Genomic DNA, 19,977 nt, shown 5'->3' on the forward strand with positions numbered 1-19,977 from the left:
CGAGTATTTACATTACAGCGTCTACTTTTTCAGCTTAGCGAAGGCATCGGCAAAGGCATTGCCCATGGCCGCGTTTGCTGGCGCTTTAGGTGTTTGCTTTTGCGCAGGACGCGCAGCCGGTTTCGCTGACTGCGGTGTTTTACCATGATTAGTTCTGGCAGGATTGTGTGGTCTTTGCTGTGGCTTGCTCTGGTCGATAGCTTCATCCAAACGCATGCTCAAACCGATGCGGCGGCGCTCAACGTCAACTTCCATAACTTTGACTTTCACCACATCTCCCGCTTTCACCACTGTGTGCGGGTCGCTGATGAACTTGTCGGTTAGAGAAGATATATGCACGAGTCCATCTTGATGTACGCCAATATCAACGAAGGCACCAAAATTAGTCACGTTGGTCACTACGCCTTCGAGTACCATTTCAGGTTTCAGATGTTTAAGTTCTTCAACACCATCTTTAAACTTGGCGGTTTTGAACTCACCGCGGGGATCGCGTCCAGGCTTATCCAGTTCTGCTAAAATATCTGTGACCGTCGGCAAACCAAATTCCGCCGTAATAAACTCTTCTGCCTTGATGCTGCGCAGCAAATCAGAGTTACCCATCAGGCTCGCCAACTCTACTTGCTTAGTCTTAGCGATAGTTTCCACTAGCGAATAAGCCTCTGGATGCACAGACGAGGCATCGAGTGGATTGTCCCCTTCTCGAATACGCAAAAAGCCCGCCGCTTGCTCGTAGGCTTTAGGCCCTAAACGCGGTACTTTCAGCAGCTCTTTACGATTCTTAAACTGACCATTGGCATCGCGATAATCGACCACATTTTTCGCTAACGTCTTATTTAAACCAGCCACTTGTGACAATAACGGCACTGAGGCCATGTTGAGATCTACACCCACGCCGTTTACACAATCTTCCACCACGGCTTCCAGCGAACCCGATAATTGGCTTTGACTCACATCGTGTTGATATTGACCGACACCGATAGACTTAGGCTCAATCTTCACCAACTCGGCTAATGGATCTTGCAAGCGGCGGGCGATAGACACAGCGCCACGAATCGACACATCAAGATCAGGAAACTCCAACGCCGCCAATTCCGATGCAGAATACACAGACGCACCCGCCTCACTGACCATCACTTTGGTCAAATGTGGATGGGTATCTTTCACTTCGGCAATCAGCTCAGCGGCCAGCTTGTCAGTTTCCCGTGATGCAGTGCCGTTACCAATCGCAATCAACTCAACCTTGTGCATTTTGACTAAGTTAGCCAAAGTACGGATCGACTTTTCCCACAGATTTTGCGGTGCGTGTGGGAAAATAGTCGCATGGCACAACAACTTACCTGTGTTATCGACCACAGCGACTTTAACACCGGTACGTAAACCAGGATCGAGTCCCATGGTGGCTTTCGCGCCCGCAGGAGCGGCCATCAATAAATCACCTAGATTACGGGCGAAAACTTTAATCGCTTCGGCTTCAGCGCGTTCGCGCATTTGCGAAATAAACTCAGTTTCCATCTGCAGGGCAATCTTAATACGCCATGTCGCCGTCACCACGGTTTTCAACCACTGATCAACGCTGCTATCGCCTAATTTCAGCCCTAAATGATCACAGATAATCACTTCGCAGTAACTACCTTGGCCCGCTTCAGCGGCTGGGTCAGCATTCATAGATAAAGTTAAGAAACCTTCATTACGCCCACGCAGCATAGCCAGCGCACGGTGTGATGGGATCTTAGCTAACTGTTCTGTATGCTCAAAATAATCGCGGAACTTCGCGCCGTCTTTCTCTTTGCCAGCAATTAAACGGCTTTCTAACACACTGTTTTGGCTTAAATGCTCACGCACTTTACGCAGTAATTCAGCGTCTTCGGCGTAACGCTCCATCAGGATATAACGCGCGCCCTCGAGCACAGCTTTAACATCGGCAAAACCCGCTTCGCTATTGATATAGCCTGCCGCTGTAGTCTCGACATCTACGCTACGATCAGCCAGTAATGCATCGGCTAATGGCTCAAGCCCAGCCTCGATAGCGATTTGGCCCTTAGTACGACGCTTAGGTTTGAAGGGCAGGTATAAATCTTCGAGACGTGTCTTACTGTCTGCCTCGTCAATCGCCCATTGTAATTCTGGCGTTAACTTACCCTGAGCTTGGATGCTAGACAGGATCACTTGACGTCTGTCGTTCAGCTCACGCAGGTAACCTAAACGTGTGTACAAGGTACGCAGTTGTGTATCGTCTAAACCGCCTGTGGCTTCTTTACGGTAACGAGCAACGAAGGGAACTGTCGCGCCATCGTCGAGCAAAGTGATGGTTGCGGCAACTTGTTGCTCACGAACATTCAGTTCTTGAGCGATAATCAGAGCGATGTTATGTGCATTAGTTTGCATAAATAAAGTGTCGTGCCTAACTGTAAAGTAAATCGTTATTGCGCCAAAGATACCACAGGCGCCCCGTATGTTTCATGCTAAAGCCTAGGTCAAATCAGAGAGTTTGATCTTTCCCGCAATCCCGTGACTACCGCCGCTATTTTAAGAGCGGCAAGTCTGTGGTTAATTCGCCTCGCTGGCGAGAGTAGTTTCAAAAGGGGTATAACGGATCTGATTGATATACCACTCTTTTGGACCCGAGGGTGTTTGCACTAGCACCTCATCATCCACTTGCTTGCCGATTAAGGCACGCGCCATGGGCGAGTCGATGGTGATATAGCCTAATTTTGTATCGAGCTCATCTTTACCGACGATCCGATAACGCACGCGATCACCGGCTTCATTTTCAAGCTCAAACCAAGCGCCGAAGAATATTTTACCTTCCTGCTGCGGCGAGTAATCGACGATTTTTAATTCTTCTAACCGCTTAACTAAGTATCTGACTCGGCCATCAATTTGTCTTAACAAACGCTTGTTGTAGGTGTAGTCCGCGTTCTCACTACGGTCGCCCTGCGCCGCCGCTTCTTGGACTTTAAGGGTGATTTGCGGCCGATATTTCTTCCACAAATACTTCAATTCTTTATCTAAAGTTTGCCAACCCTGTCGGGTGATCAAATGCGCTTTCATACTCATTACTCAATCGTTGGATTAAACGACCACAATTGATGCGGGATAATATATTAGACTGATGATACTCAGACTAGACGCTAAAGTTAACTCACTAAATCATCTCTGTGCATAATGGCTTTTAAATCACCTCTTTCACTGATGCCAATTTAGTAACCATTTCAGCTTCGATCGGCTGATACATTACTGTTTTCTATCAATATCAATCCAATAAATACAATAGCTGTATTGCCCATCATTAAGCTGGCGGTTATTGCTGGTCAGCTTGGGCTATAAAAGAGCTTTGTTTCCTAAATCGATTGAACTAAAACACTGTCTGCTGATCTGATCAGCATAATCCACTTTCTTCACTATCAATCGTGCCAAAACCTCACGACAAAACCACTCACTGGAAACGCTATAACCAAGCCTTGATAAACCGTGGTTTGCTTACCTTCTGGATTGATGAAGAGGCTATCGCAATGTGGAAAACGAAAACTGAGCATTGCAATAAAGGCGTCCCCGCTTGTTTAGTGACCTTAGCTATTACCACCGGATGGTTAAACATGTTTTCTCTATGCCGTTGCGAGCCCTGCAAGGCCTTATCAATTCAGTGCTTAAACTAGGCGACATCCAACTATCTTGCTCTCATTACACCTATATCATCAAGCGAGCAAAAAGCGTAAATATCGCCTTAAAAACCAAGACAAGAAGCACCATTGAACACTTTGCTATCCACTCGACGGACTTGAAAATCGATGGCGAAGGCGAGTGGAAAATTAAAAAGCATGGGACAGATGGGAAGCGCCGAGTGTAGCGTAAACTGTAGATACGTATAGCCACGCAATTTAGCCGTGAGCTTTCAGAAACTTTATAGTTCAAAGAAAAAACCAACGACCGCTAGTTATAATTTAACCTAATAAATGACTTTTTAAAAAATTAACAATTTTCTTAATAACATTTTCAGCAGCTAATAGTTGTTTCCAACTGATTAGCTGCTTAATTAGTTAATATAATAGAGCAAAATTAGCCAATTAACGAGAAAACTATTTGTCAGTAAATAATGCGAACATCGAATGTTGCAATGATCGTGTTTCAAAGCTACCGCTATCTATACCAAGATCATCTCCTAATACATTCACACTGATTTTACCTTTATTTTTACTAACTAAAGCCATGGCATTTCCTACACGGGGTTCATCTCGCTGTGGTCCCATATTATAATCAAAGCAGTTTACATTGGGTTGGCTCATGACTGACTCTCCGTGACCACAATAAATAAAAGCAGATTGGTCAAAATGGTTTGATAAATAACTTACTAACTCTTGGTTATTAGTGCATGATAACGTATTTGATGTGCCATTAGCTAAAAAATCAGCACTTTGTGCAATCGATTCCGCACCTTTCTCGGCTGTAATCCAATGTTCTTTTTCATTTGGGCGTTGACCAGCATGGAAAGCAAATAACTTATTCGATTTAGTGGCAAACACAACTGAGCAACCCGACAAACTCCTACAATGAACTAAAATAGGCTGGCCCTCTTTGACTTGATTTAAATCAAATGAGATACCAAAAGTACCTTTATTGCCATTATCAATAGCGAGAATGTGCAAGTTTTTATCAAATAATGCTTGATGAAAATACTGCCCAATTGGGCTCCCTGGAATTATTTCTTCCGGTGCGATATGCTCGCCAGTGTAATATCCTAACCCAGCTTTACTTTCAAGAGTATCCGAAGATACATGTTTACCATCCTTATCATTTTGAATATGAGTAATAGGAAAAGGCAAGTATTCGTATTTTTTATGACAACCAATAATCCCCTTACCGATTAAGGGTGACAATTGACCTTTAAGAACAGTTTGCTTGTCCGATAATAGGCTGTGTAACGATAAGTCTGCAGACTTGAAGTGATTTCGTAGCGGGTCATTTTTCCATTGAGCACTTGCTTCTTCAGTTGAACCTTTTTTAACTTCAATAGTTAAGCCTCGCTTACTTAACATTTTGTTCTTACCAGAGCTATTATCAAATAAAGATTTAATTTTAGTCAGTACGGTTGCAGACTTGATTGATTTGTTATTTTTAATAAAGTTAGAATAAGTTTTATTTTTTGTTAAATTTTTCTTCTCTTGTTCAGTCAACGGACGAACAGAAACCAATTGAATCGGTGACGCATTATCGCTATTTTTTAAATTCGGCGTCAATAAGTCATAAGAGTTAGCTTTACTAAATATATTCATGCGCATGTCAAGTTTTCCACTGAGTTAAAAAATGAGCATATTCGATATCAGTATATTTCCTTAATGAAAAAATATAATATTTCATCACTTTTAATTATCAAAAACTATTTAAGAGAACTAACGTGAATAAACATGAATAAATATTATCACTCCTCCTTCACTAAGCAGGATTGATAGACTTAAACTTTAGCCACAGAAAACACGTTTGAAAAAAATAAAAATTAGTAAATACAATGCATAGGTGGTGACTATAAATGGCTAATGCCGCTACCTCACCTTTAAAATACTCACCATGTAAAGGTGAGCTATATCGGTAAATTGTTATAAACAGTCCATCAGCCCGAAATTGAGTCTGCGGGATTACAACAGTCAGGTTTAAAAGTGATGAACAAGTCATAAGGCTAGCTATGCCCATCCGCCAGAGGGTCAATTAGCACAGGAAACAAGGTAGGAATGGGGTCACTGGAGAGTGATTTAAGTAATAAGGCCTCTTGGATAGAAAAATATTTTCAAGCCAATACAGTATGATCGTCTAGAAACCATATAGATACAGACCTCAAGCTCTAATTCAATAATCATCAGAGTATTTCATTATTTTTATGGTGTACATCTGTCTAATAAGTCTGATAGTCATAAAACCGACAGATAACCAATAGGAAATATCCCTATGCCATTTCGCATAGTTCAAGGAACAATATTCGTACCACTCAATACGAACACCCAACACCGCAATCCTACAATCTCAATAAAACATGTTCGGCCTCTATTAGCATCATCCCAATCTCCACACTCACGACTAAAGTATCAGCACCATAATAGTGTGGTGAATGGACCTGTATCGACACAGGATACGATTGATGGACCCACTCAGATGACAGACTTCAGCCACCGTTTATTTGAAGTCGCAGTAAATGATCACCAAGAGCGTCAACAAAGGCTTTCTAATATATTAACCCCTCATGATCACGCATCACTGAATCATATTAAACGTTTGGTCGTGATAGGAGATAGTCTATCGGATTCAGAAGGCCGAATGAAATCAAAAACCTTGGGAATAATGCTTTCCTCTAAACAATATCACGCTGGACGTTTTACCAATGGTTTCGTATGGCCAGATTTTATATCTTCACCTGCCTATTTGAATAAAGAACTGGTAAATTATGCCGAAGGTGGTGCTGTAGCGGCTAAATATTCCAAGTTAAATCCCACCTTCTGGTTTATTTCCAACATGGAACGTCAAATTAAAAAACATGATTTTAAATCTGATGACTTAGTCATACTCGCTCTGGGCAGCAACGATTATATGACGTTCGATAAGAAAGACACTCAAAAAGTGGTACACTGTTACGAGAAACAAATCACTAAATTAGTGGGAAATAAAAAAATAAAAAACATCTTAGTTACAGGGATTCCAGACTTCACGAAGACCGCCTATGCCCAAAAACAAGACGAAACATATTGCACCAGTAATAGTGCTCTCGCCAGTGAACATAATGCTAGCCTAAGCCAAAAAATAGCAGAACTCGCGGAGCGATATAAGGCCGAAGGAGTAAATATACAGTTTTTCGATTTCGATAATCAATTTACTGAATTACTAGATAAAGCTGATAAGGTAGGTTATGACACTCACACAGCAAATAGTGTCGGTTATGTGGATATCTTTGGCACGAGTAAAGCTTTTGATCCTGCACATCGGCATGTATTTCATGATGAAGTTCATCCAAGCCAAGAGGTACACCAAATGTTAGCATCTCGAATGAGCGATTATATTATCTATAAATTTGGAAAATTAACCGATAATTAAAAAATTATCAATTACATAAGATTTTATTGCGTCCATATTAATTAGACGCAATAATTTAATTATATTATGGAACAACAAAAAATCTAGCCCCCATGTTAAAAAAAATATTATGTGCGTTCGAGCGATAGTTCCCGAAGTCGATTTAATAAGAAATACTAAAAGTAGTTAAATACAGAATAGAGGTAGAAATCGAGCTAATTCTTTCAAAAATAACATATTTAAGTTTCGCCAACTCACTGCCTAAAGGTTGGCGGTTTAAAATAGTTTTGGTGTCAGTTTTTTAAAAGTGCTGACAGCTTGTCGTAAAATGCCGCCGTCGTTTTTCTAAGTGTTCACAGTAATAGGTGAGTTCTTGCAGAGCCGTCACCACAGGGCTATAAAATATCTTAATCTAGATTTACCCTAATAAATTAGCTATGCGATTTTATGAAATCAAAATATGCAAAGCGAATTTCATTAACGAGATTCAATGCAGCTGGAGTTAATTTTTTGTTACGAGGAAAAATCAAGCTATAATGGCCCTCAGGAAGCTTATCCTTAATTGGAATAATAGATATCAAGTCTTTGTGATGTGGAGCTAAAAACATAGGTCTAGGACCAACAAACAAATAGTCCTCATTTAATACAAGTTTCCGAGCGATGGCACTTGAATCACCAAAAATTACCGAACCACAAGATTTGACTCCATGAGGAAAAATTACTATTTCTAAATCGCTATAATATCCATGACTTGCAGCTGGAATATACCATTTTGCAGCCTGTAGTTCAGCTAGTGAAGTACTATTAGCAAGAGGATGTCCTTTGCGAGCTACGACCGAAAAACTACACGATGTCAACCTCTCTTCAACAAACTCATTAAGCATTAAATCGGAAGATACAACGCCAATAAAAAAATCTAGCTTCCCCATACGTAAAGAGCTTAGTAATTCAGAAAGCTGCCCTTCAATAATAGTAATCCGAGTGGAATTATGGCGTTCTTGGAACTTTTTAATAACATCAGGAACAATACTAGTAGCTGGGAAATGAGAGCAACCAAAAGCTATTTTTCCATCTGATAATTTCTCAATTTGTCGTAATTCATCAACTGCTCTCTCTAACTCATTCAGGATTAAATTCATTCTAGGCTCAAACATCATGCCGGCTTTAGTTAATACAGTGCTATTCATCCCTCTGTCTAACAAGGTAACACCCAGCGTCTTTTCAAGCTCCTGGATACTTCTCGTCAATGTCGACTGTGTCTGATGAAGCATTTGTGCAGCAGCACTAATATTTCCATGTTGAATAATAGCCCTAAGATTTCTAAGTTGATTTAGTTTCGGCAACGCTTTCATTCTATCTCCTTCAATATAATGGACTTTCTTTTTTACTACATTTCCATACGCAGGATAGCTGTAGATAGGATCACTCTGAGTAATAACTAGAACTTAAAAGCAATACCTCCATTGGCAAAACAACACTCAATTAATAATAGTAATAATTCTTGTTTAAGATAAAGGGTATTTGCTACTAAGTAGTGACTTATTAAAATTTGGCTTCAGCATACAACGACTTAGTATCGCAGACATTCCTAGTTTTAGCCCATGAGACCTAATGTGTACTGCAACCTCATTCGACTTATAGCAGAAAATATTATCAGATAAAAACCTCTTGACTGTAGGAAGGTGTGTTGGCATAGATCAATCACTGCAATGACTTTTTTAACAACCTCAAGGTCATTTTTGACAAATAATACAACAATATAATTACCATAAAACCATCAAACCATCAAACCATCAAAAAACAGTGTGTTATGAAAATTAACTTCGCAAGTTAAAGGGCAAAAGAACAAAAAATTCATAGCCATGAAAAAAATATAGTTTTTTTTTTAAGCAAGTCTCGCTAGTATGCCTCTCCGTTATTGAGCACTTGACGCATAGTTTTGTTGTTTAGTACATATTAAAATCATAAATATCAATTCGATATACTTGCAGATTTACCAAAAACTATCATGACACAACTGGGAAATGTGAAAATTTTTATCCAGAAAATCACGAAAATATCCAAAAAAAACAATTACAAAAAAAATATAAATTACTAACTTACTTACAAGGCGGTGTTTTTCGATTGATACATAGTTTAACTATTGAAGTAAATTAAACTTGATCAACAACAATATTTGAAATGACCGAACAAGGAATAACACAGAAATCAAGTGCTGAGGGCAATACAAAGTTATCTCCTAAACTTAATAAAATGACTAATTTTTAATTTATAAAACACAATATAGCAAAATGAGTCGCTAGCGATGAATAAATTGCTGCACGATGTAAGCGCATAAATAGACTAAAGACTGCTTTTGACAGTAATGAGCACGGCAAGCAAATGACACAGCAAAAAGCTGTCAAACAAACTAGTCTAATAACCAAGAAAAAATCATTAAATACCTTATTCATAAAACGAATAGGGTCCATTTATCATACTTAACACTAGACTTATATCAAGCGAGTGAGCTTAAGAGGGCTAAAAAATGACAAGAAACTATGTGTTGGGAAATCAGTTAGTATTTGATGTACTTAAAAGACAGATTAGTACACAAGAAAATACAGTGAAAATAGGTGGTCGCGAGGCAGTAATCTTAAAGTTACTATGTGATAATTTTAATAGTGTTGTAAATAAGGAATATATTCAAGAAAAAGTTTGGGGGAAAGTATTTGTAAGTGAAACATCCTTGACAAAAGCTATTTCAAATTTGCGAAAAACCCTTACCCAATTCGACAACTTAGCTTGCGAAATCAAAACAATTTCAAAAGAAGGTTATGTACTTATTTTAGATAAAAGTACCACGGACATTCAAATTCCCGATAAAAAAGATATAATTGAAATCAAAAGTATCGAACAAGGAAATAAAGTTTTAAACAATCACGGCATGATTTCATATTTTATAGAGAGAACGGAAATGATGCGAGAAAATTTGTCTATTAATCATGTATATTTTTTCTTAGTATGCTTAATTTCTTCACTACTTGCATCGATGTTTACCGTTGTAGCTATTGTTACCATAAATAAAATATTTTAATAACTATAGAAGCTGTTTTTTTAAATATCTCATTATATATTAGAAGCATGTAAAAATTAGCTGTAAATATATTCCATAAAAATCAAAATACACTAGTATTATATAGCCAAGGCATTGGCTAATGATATTATATAATTCAATAAATCTAGCTCAGATATAGTGATGAAGAGTGAATAGCTACGCATTAACTCTACAGAAATAAGTTCTCCAAAGACATCAGCAAGCGAAATACATAATTATAATAGAGCATTTACACTTTAGAATAGGAGGTAGTACCTTACTAAAAAATCTATCAGCCTAATTATTTGCAATAAACACGTCTATCTAATTAACTTCGCATCTACTCAAATCTGATTAAATTTTTTCATAGTGCTTTATATCTAAATAAGTTACTATTGATTAACACTTGCTTGCATAATATATAAACTCTTAATGCCAATCAATATAGTTAGCAGAAAAACCTTACTAATAAATAAAATATAAAGGCACAAGATATCCTCTGATATACATGCGCCACAAATATATAGATTTAACCAATAGATAAATCGTTATATTAATTTAACTATTACAGGTTTTAACTTGAAAATATAAATTAATTCACGATGTTATTAACTTGCTCAATAGAAACATAAAACTGGTCATCTACTTTTATTAATGAGCCTGTTGCTATCAGTTCATTACCACTTTTTAATAATACTTCAGATTGAACAAAGTCGTTTACTGGCTTAATTTGACTTGTTTGTAAATGATTAAGTTCATCCAATGTCATAGTACAATTTGCAATAACAACATCTATCGCGATGCGCATCATTTAGCCTCCCTGAGAAATAGAAATAATTGAGCGACGGACATCACGGATCTCTTCTTGAGCAGAGGTAATTTCTGTCATAGTATTTTTAAACTTTTGTTGCTCAGTATCTAAATCGACTTGGATGGTGTCACAATATGCTGTCATAGTTGCATTCATAGATTGGAGTTGATCATAAGTTACGTTCTTAGTGCTCCAATCAGTACCCGCGATCTCTCCAACGCCCTGAGGATTGCCAAGTTTAGTTTTAATGATGTCGTCTATTTGACTCAAAAATCCCGCTGCACTGCCTCCATTTAACTTAGTGCTTTTATCATCACCAGGTTTAGTGTTCGGTAATCTATCACTCATAATTAACCCCCATAGGCGGTTAATTTCGGCAATGGCCTCTGACTTTAATGAAATATTGTCAGCTTTAGCTTCAGCACTTTTTGTCTGTTCTGAAATATATTTTGAAAGAATTGTATCAATCAGACTCAACGGGTCTCGATTGCCCGCTGAAAATAAATAATTTGAAGATGATGCTTTAACCGCTTTAGTCGCTATGGGAAGCTGGTTCAAGGCCAATTCGAGCGCCTTAGCCTCGGACTCAGGAGTGGGAATAGCACTGGTCATAGATCTAGCTTGAATATCTAGCATTTCAGTTTTCCTATTATGATTGAATAAAATATACGCGTGTTTGATTGCGGTCTTTAAAAATGACCTTATTACGTGAAATAGACTGAATCACACCTAGAAGTGGTACATTACTACCAACCCAATATCGATACTTGTCGTCATATATATACCCTCTTGATGTCGATGAGTAAAAGATTGAATATGGAAAGTTGGCATTATCAATAACTTGAGTGCTATCATTCCGAACTGAAACGGATGGGATAATATCCTGTAGCCCATTAGCTCTTAGCACAATTGCAGCTTTGGCGTTATCATTGACAAACCAAGTATCATTTATTTTATTAAACGACAAACCATATTCGCCTAACACAGCCATAACTCGATTATCAGTTTCAAAGGTCTCAACCTGGATTTGATCACGATCGACTTTATTTATTACCTTATAACTAACAGGCTGCTTCGAATCGCTTGAGACTAATTCCACAACAGGTTGTGAGAGAATTTGCAAATTATTTGCTTCAACAATCTCAGCATTTGCTTGCAAAACCTCAGGCAACAACAAAAAGGAAGCGCTATTGGGCACCTTAAGCTTGCCATTCTTGACGTAACTACCGTTGAGTTGAGTTAAGTGTTCTGCAATTTGCGTGTACTGGTTAGCTTGATATACCATCCACATACCTAGACCCAATCCAGCATTAAGCAACAAAGTTAACATAATGAGTGCTTGATATTTTCGAGCTAGATAGCTTAACCATTGTGGTTTACGTTTACCTTCTTGATAAACAAAAAAGGCTATGCCTCTTAAGCGATAGATACGGCCTGACTTCAGTTTTTTTAATCGGTCGTTTTTTCTTGATCCTCTAATACAGATGATATTTTTATCATTACAAAACTCCCAACGAGTACTTACAGGCAAAATTTCTGGAACATAAAGCGTTTCTGCATCTATATCTTTATTTGACCCTGTAATAACTAGTTTTGGTTCGACTGGTAATATTACGCCATGCAGGTGGCCATCAACGAATTCAACTAACCACATGCAAGTTCAACTCTTGTCTCAATATATTTGCAATACTCACAGTATCACTCAACGCTTTTAATAAACCTTGAGGATGGTCCGGTAAAGGCATATTACGCACATAGAAATAATCATTCGACTTAAACTTAGCAATATATCCACCCGATGTTAATGAAAAATTAGCATTTATCTTTAACGCAGTATCTGCAGGGAAATGCTCAATATCGAGTTCAACCATAATCAAGATAGTGTTTGCAAGACCAACGCGAGCACCATCTTCAATGCGGCAGCTTACATCACCAAAATGACACAATAATGCTTGGTGTTCATCTAGCGATAGGCTTGAAGCTTGCACTAAGTGAGTAAATTCCATTATAAATAAGGTAAATTTTTTATTTTTCATCGTAATTAAACTTCATCTCAATCATAAAGCGGCGCTGAGTAATACGCTGTTCAGCAGTTGGTAAACCATTTTCAACACTACCGCGTAAAAAAATGGGCGTATTTCTCATACCTTCAGTTTGTAAAAAGTATTTCACGCTTTTAGCGCGCGCATCAGCTAAACGTCGATTACTCTCATAAGCTCCTGATGAATCAGCAATGCCATAAACCAATATGCTTTCTATTGGCTTTCCACGCAGATCTTCAATCATGCGAACCAACATATTTCTACCATCTGGTGTCAGAGCTGATTCATTCACCATAAATAGCTCATTAAATACTAAACGTACGTGTTTAGACTGAGTACGACAAATATCGAATATATTATCTAATGCGCATGATGATTTATCGTCTACTATCCAATATTTCCCATCGTCCGAACTCCAACGATCACCCGCTATAGATCGACCGGTATCAGCTACAGTTGAACGGTCACTGCCATAAAATTTATTACCCTTCACTACATTAATAAGATTTGAATAGAGCCAATAGTCACCTTGACAACTGCTTACCTCGCTTAACGCATAGGTATGTAAATTAGCGAGATAGAGCCTACTTGGATGAGAAGGCGTAGAAACTTCAATACATGTCGTTTGATGCGGTGAACCATCTACATATTCAGGTATTCTCTTTACCCAATAACGTAGATGATCTACATCATCAGTCTCAGAAAACAGTAAATTATAAATATCTTGTTTCCACTCATGATCCCATATTATTGAATCATCTTTCACATTCTGGGCACATGAAGTGAGTCCAACTATCACCCCTATCCAAAGCCAATTTCTAAACATTTTTTGCACTTTCCTGCTTATTTAATTCTAAGAGAATAAAAGCGATATGGCGGTAAAACTCTTTAGGAATATAGTCTTCACCAGTACGCATACTTTTATAGAATGCCCTTGCAAGCCCTATATGTTCCAAAATCGGAATATTAAGCGCCTCTAATCTACGGCGTTCATCCAATGCAAATGATTCAGTTGTAATCTTGAGCACGACAGGGACTTTATCTATCATGCTGTCATAGCAAATAGGCACTAAGATATGCGTAGGATTTGCAATAGCAAAAGTTGGTGTACGCCCTTTAGTTATTGGCGCATCCATGACTTCTCGCATTTGCCGTTTGCGTTCAGACTTCATTTCTGGCGAGCCTTCCGTTTCTTTCATTTCATTTTTCATTTCAGTAAACGTCATACGGTTTTTATGATTAAAGTGATAACTCTCAGCCATAAAATCTACACAACCTAAACTTACGCCATAAACAAAAAACAATAAGGAAACCAAACCCACATACAGCATTAGATTATAAATAAAGTATGACACATTGTTTATTTGTGCCAACCTAGTCAATTCTGCGCCACCAATATCAAAAACATATTTAAGCAAAAACAACAAAAACGTTAACTCTAGCACCTTACGTAATGAACGGGATATTGCCTCAATTCCAAATATATTTTTAGCCCCCGTAACTGGGCTAATCTTTTCCATTTTAAGACCTAATGACTCAGTATTAATAACATTCTTATTTAGCATTACCCAACTAATAGCTGCCATGACGAGCTTAATCATTAGCAGTATGAATATACCCCACGCAATCACAGTGTAAATAATGTCTAAGCCTGTCTGTATATCTGCATATAACATTACCTCAAACCAATCATTTGACGAATCAAAAATAAAATAAATTGTACCAATAAATATCACTGCAAATACCACTAACTCCATGGTCGGTTCTGCTAGTTCAGTTTTTGGAAACTGACCTTTTTTTCTTAACTCCCGAAGCTTCTTCTCCGTTGGCGGATATTTTTTGGGTTCAGTTGATTCGTTTGACATAAATTTAGATCAAAACTTGTAGTGGTTCGGAACTCACAACACAACTTGGATCAGCTATATCACCATGGCTACATACTGAAATAGTTGATACCACCTGCTGGAAGAAAGATTTAACCGAATTAATTTCATTATCGTTCACAACTAAAGTCGGCTTACTTCCATATAGTGAGGTCATTCGCAGAACTTCCTGGCGTAATGCTGACTGAAGCTCAATTAAGCTATCTAAATCCTCACTCTCCCCCATGACAAAGGTTTCAATGCACTCGGTTAGTTCAGAACTCAACAGCGCAACATAGATTTTTCCCTCAGAATTCATTAAACGTGAGGTGATTTCATATCTTGCTTGATTTCGAATCCGATTGAGCCAATTTTTAGACTCATTATCGATACGAGACCAATAAATTAATGCCTCAAAGAAAGTCACCCTATCGAGATAAAACTCGCGAGCACGGATCATTTCTTTAATCACATCATGGACACGGTTCAAACCAAGTGCCGAGTCGATTTCGTTTTTAATCACTTCACTTTGGCTTGCAAGTCCTTCAATAATATTGCTGGTGTATTGAAGGTTATACTTTTCAACTAAGCATTTCCGTAAAAAATATTGCACAATCGTAGCGATATTTTGGGTGGCAGCATCACTAACAAAAATTTCGTCCCCAAGTACTTCGATTAGCTCTGCAGACTCATCATGTGAGAAGCTATAAATACGAATACCCGAAATATGAACTTCTATATCAACAGTAAGTTGCTCATCTACTGTGATAATAGGGGCGCCGAGGGCTTGGCCCCAAAGTGCTTTTTCAATCTGTACAAGACTAGTTTCTACCAGGGTGCAATGCTGAGGTTCCCTTAGCACAAATGTAAGAGATTCATATAGTCCACTGCCGGCAATGCCTGTATTTACGACAGTTTTTGGCTTGCCTTGCACTCGCCACAGTAAGAACGCTGACAGCGTACATAAGATAAATAACGTCATACACACATAGAACAGACTTGGACTGAGTAGACCGAGTAGTAAAATCAAGGCTCCAATAACTAACAGGCTTTTCCAAAAACGGCTAACCTGCTTTGCCATCTGCCCCATAAATGAACTAGATTCTTCATCCCCTTTAATACGCGTGAGATACACACCGCAAGCGATTGATAACAATAAGCTGGGGATCTGCGAGACAAGACCATCACCTATCGTCAGTACAGAGAATCGGCTAACACTTTCAGATAGCGAGAGATCAAACTGATTAACCCCCACATAAATGCCACCAAATAGGTTAACCAAGCTGATCAAAATACCAGCAATAGCATCACCTTTGACGAATTTCATTGCCCCATCGAGCGAACCAAATAGCCGATTTTCGGTGCTTAAATCAGAGCGTAACTTTTGTGCTTGTTCACCTGTAATAAGACCGCTTTTTAAATCGCCGTCAATCGTCATTTGTCTACCAGGTAAGGCATCCAGAGAGAATCTGGCCCCCACTTCCGCGACCCTTTCGCCACCTTTGGTAACAACTAAAAATTGCACTATGGTGATAATGATAAAGATGAGTAACCCTGAAATAAGGTTCCCTCCCATCACAAACTCCCCCACGGTTTCAATCACATTACCTACATCTTCATTCGCAATAATGTTTCGGGTCGTTGCGATAGACAATAACAAGCGAAAGGTCGTCAGTAACAATACGACCGTTGGTAAAAATGTCACCATTAGAGGTTGATCATTCTCAAGCATGATAACCAGCAGCAATACTGAACTAATAAAACTAATTAAAATAAACAGATCGATCACCACTCCGGGAAGGGTGAACAAAATAATAGTTGGCAACGCAAATGCGATAATCACACTGCTGGGATTAAACTTGATAGGAAACCGACGAAGACGCTTAATCATACCGTCTCCAAGCTAGTCCGTAGTGCTTCAACAATCGACTGAGTTTCTATGCTAATAATCTTGTCGTCATTCTCTATCGTCAGCACGGCGAATCCATTGACATAGGTATGCTCTACAGACAAATGTCTTGCCTGATCGTCTATTTCAGCATGGAGTAAGTCCACAAGATGTCCGATTAAATACTCATTAAGACTCAGTTCTGTTAAACGCAATTTTACGGTTTCAGCGAGTCGGTTTTTCAATTCATCTTTCAACAAACTAAGACTTTGATACTGTTCTTCAACAATATCGACAAGCTGTTGATTGGCTTCGTCAAACCAACGCTCTTGATTAACCTGAAATTCTTCTTCTATCTCATTATATAAATTATTAGCGTGAAGATTGAGCGCCTGCTCTTTCTCCTCGATCAGTTGCACCACTTGCTCTTCAAGCATTTGCTGGTATTGCTCGACTCTCTCTTCTAAAGCAGATAATAACGACTTAGCCTCGTTATAAATAAGAAGATCAGACTTCTTTATTACGTTTGAGTGACGCTCTTTCTTAAATGCAATCTGTGGAACTAATCGATGCAATGAATTGATTTCTATATACAAGACATACCTCATTCTGGTTTAGAATTTAAGCTTACTAAATCCTTAAATCTCACTACAAAAGAAAAAAAAAGATTAAACCTGAACTCTTATGATTTAATCTTTTCAATTGATGGAGAGTCTGGTGGTTAGCTATTGATTCAAGGCGCTAAAACCAGATTACTTCGAATAACCGGAGAGGTAACAATCAGTTTTCCACTGGCAGTCCCGAGTAAATATGAGCGTCCGGTCGACACTAGATCCAACCCTGAAATTTGCTGGTAATCAGATTTATTCATTCGATTAACGGGATTTAACTGCGACTTAATCTCGGCCCGATCCCTTAAATTATTTAATTTACCGGCAAAATGATTTTGTCCCCGCATACTGGTAGCCCCTTGAGTCAACAGGACCTTCGAATTCAAACTTTTCAAATACTGACCTAAATCTTGTTTTCGCCACTCTTCAAATTCAGCAGAATCTTTTTTACCTCGTAAAGACTCAGGTATAGGTCGCCAAGATCCCATTAACGTGCCAGCCTCTGGACGATCTAAGAACTTAGGTACCCTATGTTGAATATGTCCCCCCGCTCGGCCTACTATGCGCGATTCGATCTTACCTAGGTCAAGTTGTGGTTTAGCAGTACTTTTTTGACTCTCAGCGGTAATAACAGGACCAGCTGTCTCAGTCGACACAGGGGTTAATGTATTAACTAACGTTGCAACAACACCGACTTCACCATCCGTCATCGATGGCGAACCATTACCCGTTGCAGCTGAGGTTGTACCGCTGCCATTACCTGCCGCGGGACCACGAGGATGACCAGTCGCGGTACTCGGCGCTGCATCTGGGGCTGTCCCCAAATTACGTCTAGGTCCTTGGGTGTAATTGCTGCCCGTTTGCGCACCGTGGCTCAGATTCACAGATGTTGAACTACTCACCTCCCATTTACGGCCAGTGTATCCTTGCGCAGCATTCGCCTCAGGCACTTCTGTTGCAGGGGTGTCGTCCGTAGGCACGCCATCCGTCTGTGACACTGCGGGCGTTGTAGTTTGACGCGTGTTTGTGGTCTTCGCCGCGACAGGCGGACGAGCTGGTGTACTCCCATTCGTCGGTGTATCTGCGACAGCTGTAGGAACATCGGTTTGAGTGCCATCATCTGTTACATTCGCCACCGATGGCGAACCGTTGCCCGTTACCGCTGGGGTTGTACCATTGCCATTGCCAGCCGCAGAATCAGGCTCAGCACCAAGTGTCGTACCAAGATTACGTCTAGGTCCTTGGGTGTAATTGCTGCCCGTTTGCGCACCCTGACTCAGACTCACAGGGGTGGGACTACTCACCTCCCATTTACGGCCAGTGTATCCTTGCGCAGCATTCGCCTCAGGCACTTCTATCGCAGGGATGTCTTCCGTAGGCACGCCATCCGTCTGTGACATTGAAGGCGTTGTAGTTTGACGCGTGCTTGTGATGTTCGCCGCGACAGGCGGACGAGCCGGTGTACCTGTATTTGTAGGAACATCGGTTTGCGTGCCATCATCTGTCACATTCGCCACCGATGGCGAACCGTTGCCCGTTACCGCTGGGGTTGTACCGCTGCCATTGCCAGCCGCGGGACCACCGGGATGACCAGTCGCTGCACTCGGCGCTGCATCTGGGGTTGTCCCCAGATTACGTCTAGGTCCTTGGGTGTAATTGCTGCCCGTTTGCGCACCCTGACTCAGATTCACAGGTGTTGAACTACTCACCTCCCATTTACGGCCGGTGTATCCTTGTGCAGCATTCGCCTCAGGCACTTCTGTCGCAGGGATGTCTTCCGTAGGCACGCCATCCGTCTGTGACATTGAAGGTGTGTTTGTGGTCTTCGCCGCGACAGGCGGACGAGCTGGTGTCCCCGCATTCGTCGGTGTGTCCGCGACGGCTGTCGGAACATCAGTTTGCGTGCCATCATCTGTCATCGATGGCGAACCATTACCCATCACTGGTGGGGTTGTACCGCTGCCATTGCCAGCCGCGGGACCACCGGGATGACCAGTCGCTGCACTCGGCGCTGCATCTGGGGTTGTCCCCAGATTACGTCTAGGTCCTTGGGTGTAATTGCTGCCCGTTTGCGCACTCTGACTCAGATTCACAGGTGTTGAACTACTCACCTCCCATTTACGGCCGGTGTATCCTTGTGCAGCATTCGCCTCAGGCACTTCTGTCGCAGGGATGTCTTCCGTAGGCACGCCATCCGTCTGTGACATTGAAGGTGTGTTTGTGGTCTTCGCCGCGACAGGCGGACGAGCTGGTGTCCCCGCATTCGTCGGTGTGTCCGCGACGGCTGTCGGAACATCAGTTTGCGTGCCATCATCCGCCACCGATGGTGAACCGTTGCCCATCACAGGTGGGGTTGTACCGCTGCCATTGCCAGCCGCGGGACCACGAGGATGAGCTGTCGCAGCACTCGGCGCTGCATCTGGGATTGTCCCCAGATTACGTCTAGGTCCTTGGGTGTAATTGCTGCCCGTTTGCGCACCGTGACTCAGATTCACAGGTGTTGAACTACTCACCTCCCATTTACGGCCAGTGTATCCTTGCGCAGCATTCGCCTCAGGCACTTCTATCGCAGGGATGTCTTCCGTAGGCACGCCATCCGTCTGTGACATTGAAGGCGTGTTTGTGGTCTTCGCC

Annotated in this window: 14 protein-coding genes and 3 pseudogenes; 3 read left to right on the forward strand and 14 right to left on the reverse strand. The window is 40.5% G+C overall.

Going from position 1 to position 19,977, the window contains the following annotated elements; all coding sequences use genetic code 11:
- Positions 1–21 precede the first annotated feature (21 nt).
- The gene (locus KO533_RS21470) at positions 22–2,385 is read right to left on the reverse strand and encodes a Tex family protein (RefSeq protein ID WP_219256020.1); all 2,364 of its coding nucleotides are present in this window, start codon (positions 2,383–2,385) and stop codon (positions 22–24) included.
- A 162-nt stretch (positions 2,386–2,547) separates the two neighbouring features.
- Positions 2,548–3,051 carry a transcription elongation factor GreB gene (gene greB / locus KO533_RS21475; RefSeq protein WP_219256063.1) on the reverse strand — a complete coding sequence of 168 codons (504 nt, stop codon included), beginning with the start codon at positions 3,049–3,051 and terminating at the stop codon, positions 2,548–2,550.
- Positions 3,052–3,410: 359 nt separating this feature from the next.
- On the opposite strand from greB, the pseudogene KO533_RS21480 reads away from it, so the two are divergent.
- Positions 3,411–3,844 (forward strand): annotated as a pseudogene (locus KO533_RS21480) (transposase); the annotation flags it as partial.
- A 232-nt stretch (positions 3,845–4,076) separates the two neighbouring features.
- On the opposite strand, the gene KO533_RS21485 reads toward KO533_RS21480, so the two are convergent.
- Positions 4,077–5,276, reverse strand: a complete 1,200-nt coding sequence (locus KO533_RS21485; protein ID WP_173248247.1) for a cytotoxic necrotizing factor Rho-activating domain-containing protein — start codon at positions 5,274–5,276, stop codon at positions 4,077–4,079.
- An 865-nt stretch (positions 5,277–6,141) separates the two neighbouring features.
- On the opposite strand from KO533_RS21485, the gene KO533_RS21490 reads away from it, so the two are divergent.
- On the forward strand, positions 6,142–7,074 hold the full coding sequence (locus tag KO533_RS21490; protein ID WP_251073514.1) for an SGNH/GDSL hydrolase family protein: 933 nt from the start codon (positions 6,142–6,144) through the stop codon (positions 7,072–7,074).
- A 280-nt stretch (positions 7,075–7,354) separates the two neighbouring features.
- On the opposite strand, the pseudogene KO533_RS22685 reads toward KO533_RS21490, so the two are convergent.
- Both KO533_RS22685 and KO533_RS21495 read right to left on the reverse strand, forming a co-directional pair.
- Positions 7,355–7,462: pseudogene (locus KO533_RS22685) on the reverse strand (transposase); the annotation flags it as partial.
- A gap of 22 nt (positions 7,463–7,484) precedes the next feature.
- On the reverse strand, positions 7,485–8,405 hold the full coding sequence (locus KO533_RS21495) for a LysR substrate-binding domain-containing protein (RefSeq protein WP_219256024.1): 921 nt from the start codon (positions 8,403–8,405) through the stop codon (positions 7,485–7,487).
- A gap of 1,175 nt (positions 8,406–9,580) precedes the next feature.
- Here KO533_RS21495 and KO533_RS21500 point away from each other — a divergent pair.
- Positions 9,581–10,129, forward strand: coding sequence for a winged helix-turn-helix domain-containing protein (locus tag KO533_RS21500; protein WP_219256057.1), 549 nt, complete (start codon positions 9,581–9,583; stop codon positions 10,127–10,129).
- A 592-nt stretch (positions 10,130–10,721) separates the two neighbouring features.
- Here the strand turns inward: KO533_RS21500 and KO533_RS21505 are convergent.
- From KO533_RS21505 to KO533_RS21545, 9 genes and pseudogenes are all read right to left on the reverse strand, one after another.
- Positions 10,722–10,940: a FliM/FliN family flagellar motor switch protein gene (locus KO533_RS21505; RefSeq protein WP_242068362.1), complete on the reverse strand. Its 219-nt coding sequence runs from the start codon at positions 10,938–10,940 to the stop codon at positions 10,722–10,724.
- Complete coding sequence (locus KO533_RS21510) at positions 10,941–11,576, reverse strand: hypothetical protein (RefSeq protein WP_173248256.1); 636 nt, start codon at positions 11,574–11,576, stop codon at positions 10,941–10,943.
- Between the two features lie 13 nt (positions 11,577–11,589).
- Entirely contained in the window at positions 11,590–12,594 is a 1,005-nt protein-coding gene (locus KO533_RS21515) for a hypothetical protein (protein ID WP_173248258.1), read from the reverse strand.
- On the reverse strand, positions 12,581–12,976 hold the full coding sequence (locus tag KO533_RS21520) for a hypothetical protein (protein ID WP_251073515.1): 396 nt from the start codon (positions 12,974–12,976) through the stop codon (positions 12,581–12,583). The genes KO533_RS21515 and KO533_RS21520 overlap by 14 nt, the downstream gene beginning before the upstream one ends.
- Positions 12,966–13,808, reverse strand: coding sequence for an OmpA family protein (locus KO533_RS21525; RefSeq protein ID WP_219256065.1), 843 nt, complete (start codon positions 13,806–13,808; stop codon positions 12,966–12,968). The genes KO533_RS21520 and KO533_RS21525 overlap by 11 nt, the downstream gene beginning before the upstream one ends.
- Positions 13,801–14,847: an EscU/YscU/HrcU family type III secretion system export apparatus switch protein gene (locus KO533_RS21530; protein WP_219256059.1), complete on the reverse strand. Its 1,047-nt coding sequence runs from the start codon at positions 14,845–14,847 to the stop codon at positions 13,801–13,803. Before KO533_RS21530 ends, KO533_RS21525 begins: the two co-directional genes overlap by 8 nt.
- A gap of 4 nt (positions 14,848–14,851) precedes the next feature.
- Positions 14,852–16,735 carry an FHIPEP family type III secretion protein gene (locus KO533_RS21535; RefSeq protein WP_173248262.1) on the reverse strand — a complete coding sequence of 628 codons (1,884 nt, stop codon included), beginning with the start codon at positions 16,733–16,735 and terminating at the stop codon, positions 14,852–14,854.
- Positions 16,732–17,328, reverse strand: coding sequence for a hypothetical protein (locus tag KO533_RS21540; protein WP_173248264.1), 597 nt, complete (start codon positions 17,326–17,328; stop codon positions 16,732–16,734). Before KO533_RS21540 ends, KO533_RS21535 begins: the two co-directional genes overlap by 4 nt.
- Before the next feature lie 137 nt (positions 17,329–17,465).
- Positions 17,466–19,977 (reverse strand): annotated as a pseudogene (locus KO533_RS21545) (hypothetical protein); the annotation flags it as partial.

This window comes from Shewanella sp. NKUCC05_KAH (assembly GCF_019345585.1).
In the GTDB taxonomy this organism is placed as follows: domain Bacteria; phylum Pseudomonadota; class Gammaproteobacteria; order Enterobacterales; family Shewanellaceae; genus Shewanella; species Shewanella oncorhynchi.